Genomic DNA, 6,344 nt, shown 5'->3' on the forward strand with positions numbered 1-6,344 from the left:
TCTTTTATTCTTACTTTATACCATTGGAAACTTATGAAACTATATTAGTTTCCATATTCCGAATAATATTAAAAAAAGTGAAAGGTGGGATGCGTATCTAAACAAAAGTCATGTCTTCGTAAGAATCTAAATTTTCAGTTAATTATTGAAAACCATTCATTTATCTGGGGAGGGTTTATATGCAAAAGAATGATTGGCGAACTTAACAATTTGGAGAAAGCTGATTATGAAAGAATCGAAGAAGTAGTGGAGACGTTAAAACATGAGAATGATGTAAACGGAAAGCCGTTCAAGATTATCCGTGTAGAGAATCCTGATTTATCGTTGTCGTATAAAGAACGGTTGGACAGAATTGTTCGTCTACATAAAAGAATCTATTAAAGCAGCAAAACTTGGATTTGTTTGATTACTAATAAAGTGTAATCTGCTCAAGCTAAATAATATTATTTAGATATTAAATGTATCAAAAGGCTTTATCCTAAAGGAGGTTTGGTTTAAAGAATGTACCGCCAATCATCAACCCTTACCCGGGCACTTTCTTTACGACACGTCGTTTTGTTCGGATTAGCTTTTATGGCACCTTTAACAGTTTTTGTCACATATGGAGTGGCAATCGAAAGCACACAAGGTATGATTCCGACAGCATATGTCATTGCCCTAGTCATCATGCTGTTTACTGCTTATAGTTATGGAATGATGTCAAAAGAATTTCCAATAGCAGGTTCGTCCTATACATTTACACAAAAGGCAATCAGTCCACATATCGGTTTTCTTGTTGGTTGGACAATATTAATTGATTATGTGTTTAGTCCAATGATTAGTTCTTTAATTGTTGGATTATACGCAAACGCTTACTTTCCATCTGTACCTATGTTCGCTTGGATTATCCTATTTATTGCCATTATATCAACAGTAAATATACTCGGGGTTAAGATAGCAGCGAATTTTAATATGTATGTGGTTATCTTCCAAGTATTATTTTTTATTCTGTTTGCTATCTTATCGATAAAGGGGCTTTTAGAAGGAAAAGGAACAGGAACTCTTTTTTCCTCACTTCCTTTTTTTGATCCAAATGTTAAATTGTCTGCTTTAATTGGCGTTGTTCCGTTTTTATGCTTTAGTTTTTTAGGATTTGATGCAGTGTCAACACTCTCAGAAGAAACAAAAAATCCTAAAACTACTCTTCCTAAAGCAATTTTACTTATTACTCTTATAGGTGGAATTTTGTTTATTGTTGTTACGTATTTTGCACAGATGATTTTTCCGAATTTCGATTCCTTCATCAGCCCTGATACAGCAGCAAATCAGATTATGGTTTTTATAGGCGGTAATCTGTTGAATTCCATTTTTACTGCTGTAATGATTACGACTAGCTTTGCTTCAGCTGTTGCATCAAGTGCAAGTTCATCCCGAATTCTGTATGCTATGGGGCGTGAGAAGGTATTACCTAGAAAAATTTTTGGTTATCTCTCTCCAAAGTTTCACACCCCTGTCTATAATCTTTTACTTATTGGGGTGATCGCTTTGTCAGCGATTTACATGGATATTGATACAGCCGTCTCCTTTATTAATTTTGGTGCTTTGTTTGCGTTTACGGCCGTTAATTTGTCCGTCATTGTTCACTATTTTATCAGGAATAAGAACAGGTCAGTTAAAGGTACAATTATTTACTTGCTTATCCCTCTAATGGGTGCCTTCTTTTCAGGGGTGTTTTGGGTCAAGTCAAGTATGCATGCGTTGATTTTGGGAGGCTGCTGGATGGCCTGCGGAATTTTATATCTTTTATATTTAACAAAAATGTTTAGACAAAAGCCACCGGAACTACATTTTGATGAAGGAGAACACTCAATCTAAACAGTAGGTACAATCTTTCAAAATGTATGAATGAAAAAGATTTGAATTGAAAGTGATGGAAATTAACTGATATCTAACTTAGTAGATACCATATAAATTGTAACGCATTGGAATATGCTATTTTCAAAGTATCACAGATAAATATTAAAAAATCCTAGGAGGAACTAGAAATGAATGAAAATGTAACGATTGGATTGGTTCAATTAAAATGCGGTAATGAAATTGAAGCAAATGTAGAATACACTTTAGAAAAAATTAAAGAAGCCGCAGCAAAAGGAGCACAGATTATTTGTCTGCAGGAGCTCTTCAACGCCCAGTATTGCGGGCAGCGTGTTGACGTCAATCTATATGACACCGCAGAGCCTATGGATAGCCCAACTCTCTTGGCCATGAGTGAGCTAGCTAAAAAGTTAGAGGTGGTATTGATTGTACCGTTCTACGAAAAGGCAGGGAGGGGTGTGTATTTCAACAGTGCAGCTGTTTATGATGCTGATGGTACTTATCTTGGTACTACCCGTAAAAATCATATTCCACATGCCCCACAATACGAAGAAAAGTACTATTTCACCCCAGGAAACACAGGGTATCCGGTCTATGAAACGCGATATGGAAAAATTGGGGTTGGGATTTGCTGGGATGAGTGGTTTCCAGAAGTAGCCCGAATTTTGGCACTTCAAGGAGCGGAGATCTTATTCTATCCTTCTGCTATTGGTTCAGATTATGATAATCCTCAACTCTCATTGCGCCCAGCTTGGGAAAAAGCTATTTCTGCTCACGGTATCTCAAATGGTGTTTTTATAGCCGCAAGTAATCGTGTGGGCCGAGAAAAAGATATGACGTTCTTTGGTGGAAGCTTTGTAAGTAACCCTTTAGGAGATATCATGCAGTCACTAGATGATCAAGAAGGAATATTAATTCAGAAAGTCGATTTGAAAGAAATAGATTTTGCACGTAATCTGCTTCAATTTTTGCGTGATCGACGCACAGATACCTATGATCTTTTGTTGCAACAGGAAGCTTTTCAAATTAATAAAAGATATTAGAAAGTTTATCATCTTTACGGTCTGGACAACAACAATCAGGTATACGGGTTAGCTGGTTCTGATACAAAGATAAAATAAAAGAGAATAAGGCGCATATTTTCTTAGTGGAATCGTATTTTATGCTACAAGCGCAACAATTGATGGATGAATTCTTTTTGACTTTGAATGGACTGATTACTCTGTTTATTCTCATTTTTTTAGCTTAATGGAAACTTAAAAAACTAATAAAGTTCCTAACAGGACTAAATGGAGGTATTTAATATGTCAAATCCTTTTGAAAATTATAAACCAGATTTTTGTACATCAGGCACTTTTATGAGGCTTCCTTCGGAAAGTAAAATTCCAAAAGTTGCTATATTGGGAATACCTTTTGACACGGCTGCTTCTTATCGGGTAGGTGCAAGATTCGGGCCGCAGGCAATTCGACAGGCATCTATGTGTTTATCTTCATATCATGCATTACTTGATGTTTCCCCTTTTGAAGAAACGAACGCAATCGATATCGGGGATTTATCGGTTGTTACTCAAAATATTCACAAAAGTTATGAGATTATTGAAAATGGCATGTTTGATTTAATGAAAAAAGATATTGTTCCCATTGGATTAGGTGGGGATCATTCTATAACATTGGCAAGCCTAAGAGCAGCAGCTAAAGCATATGGACCCGTAGCTTTGCTCCATTTTGATTCCCATACCGACACTTGGGATACTTATATGGATGAAAAATACTGGCATGGTTCTCCTTTTATCCGTGCATACGAAGAAGGTCTCATTCAACCGGAAAAAGTTGTCCAAATCGGTATGCGAGGTTGGGATATTACTTCAAGTCTTGACTTGGGATATAATGTAATTTCTCAGAATGAGTTGTTCACTCGAGGAATAGATGAAGTCATTTTACAAGCAAAAAGCATAATAGGTGACACCCCTTGTTTCTTAACTTTTGATATCGATTTTGTTGATCCCGCATATGCCCCCGGAACAGGTACGCCAGAGGTGGGTGGTTTTAGCAGTCATAAAACACTAAAATTGATTAGGTCTCTTACGGACTTTAATTTTATTGGATTCGACCTTGTTGAGGTGCTTCCTTCTTTTGATCCAACCCAAACTACTGCCCTTTTGGCTGCAACAATTGTACATACTTTTGGTAGTTTGGTAGCTTTAAAAGTTAGGCAGGATTCCATCATGAAAAAATAATTTTACTTCATGCAAGCATTATCGTCAGGACAACAGACTCTATTGTGATTAAATGATACTTTTAAAATCATTAGCATTGCATTAAATTAATTTCTATTTAACAAGATATATTTCATAGAAAGTTATCTATAAATTTTATATTGTATTTCATTAATTAGGATTTCAATGTTGTCCTTGACTATAGGAATTCCCCTTATAATAAGTTATTTGAACAGGACTACCCAACCTAATTATAAGGGGTTCTTTTTACTCATAAAGTCTTAGATAAAATTAGTTTTAGATGAACAGACTGGTATTTTTAATTTAGGATTAAATATCTGAATATTTAGATATTATTTTTGAGTACCAAAAAATCTGATAAAAAATGTCTAGAAAGTTTTCATGCATTGCTAATGTCAAAATATATTAATCTTCTTTTTTAAAGACAATTATTTTGAAAATTAGGGAGGAAACAAATGGAAAAAGAGGTTCCTTTAAAACGTTCATTAATGCTTTGGCATATAGTTGTAATTGGGATAGGGTTTATGGCGCCGACAGTCGTGTTCGATACTTTTGGTATTGTTTCCAAAGCAACAGGTGGCCATGTTCCAGCGGGTTACTTGGTTACTATGATAGCGATTCTTTTCACAGCTGGAAGTTACAGGAAAATGGTCAGGGTGTTCCCTACCTCAGGGTCGGCCTATACTTATGTACAAAAGACTATGAACCCTTCACTCGGCTTTATGGTTGGATGGTCACTCCTTTTAGATTATCTTTTTATACCAATGATCAATGCTTTAGTTTGCAGTATTTATGTTTCAACATTGTTCCCCAATTTTCCAGACTGGTTAACCATTGTGATCTTTGTTTTTGTGACAACGCTAACTAATATATTTAGTGTGAAAATTTCGGTATCAGTAAATCTTTTGTTTGTTACTTGGCAATTTATTACTGTATTTGTTTTTACTGCTTTATGCATAATCCATCTATTGCAAGCAAATGGACCGGAAGGACTATTTTCCTTAGAACCACTTTATTCAAGCAAGTTGAAATTATCCCTGCTAACGAGTGGTGCGGCATTACTCGCTTTTTCATTTCTTGGATTTGATGCGGTTACCACACTTGGAGAAGAAACAAAAGACCCGAAAAAAACAATCCCAAATGGGATATTATTAATTGTCATTATTGCAGGTGTTCTGTTTATCACAGCTTCCTATTTTGAACAATCTGCATTATCCCTATTTCCAAAAATAGAAGATATAGAAGGAACCTCCTCTATCTTAGCTAAGTATCTCGGGGGGGAATTATTTCAATTCATGTTATTTTCAGCATCCATAGCATCCACTTTTGCCTCTGCTATGGTTTCACAGACTAGTGCTTCCCGGATATTATATGCAATGGGTAGAGATGGCGTTTTGCCAAGAAAATTTTTCAGCTATGTTCATCCGCGTTCAAGCACACCTGTCTATAATATTATTTTAGTGGGCCTATTAAGTTTAACCGCTATATTTCTAACATTAGAAACCGCAACTTCTTTTATCACATTTGGCGCGCTAACTGCCTTTACATTCGTCAATTTGTCAGTCTTTTTTCACTATATAATTAAAGAGCGAAAGCGTGGGCTCAAATCTGTTTTATATTATTTAGTTTCACCGTTCATTGGTACAGGCCTGATGGTATTTTTATGGACAAATCTTAATTATCATTCCATCGTTTTGGGTATATCTTGGGGGATAATTGGAATATCGTATCTTTTAGTATTAACTAAGATATTTCGGAAAGATATATCTAAAATTACATTTAAAGCATAGAAACCTATAAAAAGTGGAGTGAACATTATGTATAAACTAATTAGGATTAATCTAACATGAGTGCTTCCCGTAAGGGAGCGACAGTTTGTGGTGCACCGTGGTCGTTGGATTCAGACTAACGGATGGGCTCTCAGGCACCATAGTTTATCGACCTTCCTCTCCCAGCAATAGAAACATTACGGACGGATTCAATACATTTACATTCTTTGTGGTGAAGCGCCGTTTTTGTGCTTCATGGATGACTAACGGGAGTCAATAGAGAATTTAAGGGATAGCTTAATTGCTATCCCTTCTTTGTGTTTATTGATGTAATTTACTATGGGAATTGCATTGATATTAGTGACAATGTTTGCACCTCAAAAGGGGACCCGTTAGTAAAGTGATCTGAACCCAAAAAGTTAGACACAAATATTAGGCAGCTTCCTGGGCATGAATTCGGTATTCAACCGGACTCATGCCCTTT

General features: G+C 35.9%; 5 protein-coding genes. All 5 read left to right on the forward strand.

The features are described from left to right. Positions 1–210: 210 nt before the first annotated feature. The 5 genes from ACFQZ9_RS21030 (at position 211) to ACFQZ9_RS21050 (ending at position 5,881) form a co-directional block, all read left to right on the forward strand. Positions 211–381, forward strand: a complete 171-nt coding sequence (locus ACFQZ9_RS21030; RefSeq protein WP_498945223.1) for a hypothetical protein — start codon at positions 211–213, stop codon at positions 379–381. 120 nt (positions 382–501) lie between these two features. Then, a complete protein-coding gene (locus ACFQZ9_RS21035; protein WP_498945224.1) occupies positions 502–1,854 on the forward strand; it encodes an APC family permease in 1,353 nt (450 codons plus the stop codon). A 170-nt stretch (positions 1,855–2,024) separates the two neighbouring features. After that, entirely contained in the window at positions 2,025–2,897 is an 873-nt protein-coding gene (locus tag ACFQZ9_RS21040) for a carbon-nitrogen hydrolase (RefSeq protein WP_498945225.1), read from the forward strand. A gap of 261 nt (positions 2,898–3,158) precedes the next feature. Next, on the forward strand, positions 3,159–4,091 hold the full coding sequence (speB, locus tag ACFQZ9_RS21045) for an agmatinase (protein ID WP_498945226.1): 933 nt from the start codon (positions 3,159–3,161) through the stop codon (positions 4,089–4,091). A 455-nt stretch (positions 4,092–4,546) separates the two neighbouring features. Beyond that, positions 4,547–5,881 (forward strand): APC family permease, encoded by a 1,335-nt coding sequence (locus ACFQZ9_RS21050; RefSeq protein ID WP_498945227.1) that lies wholly within the window; start codon positions 4,547–4,549, stop codon positions 5,879–5,881. Positions 5,882–6,344 lie beyond the last annotated feature (463 nt).

It is taken from the genome of Neobacillus sp. GCM10027624, assembly GCF_042675345.1.
Classification (GTDB): domain Bacteria; phylum Bacillota; class Bacilli; order Bacillales; family Cytobacillaceae; genus Neobacillus; species Neobacillus cucumis_D.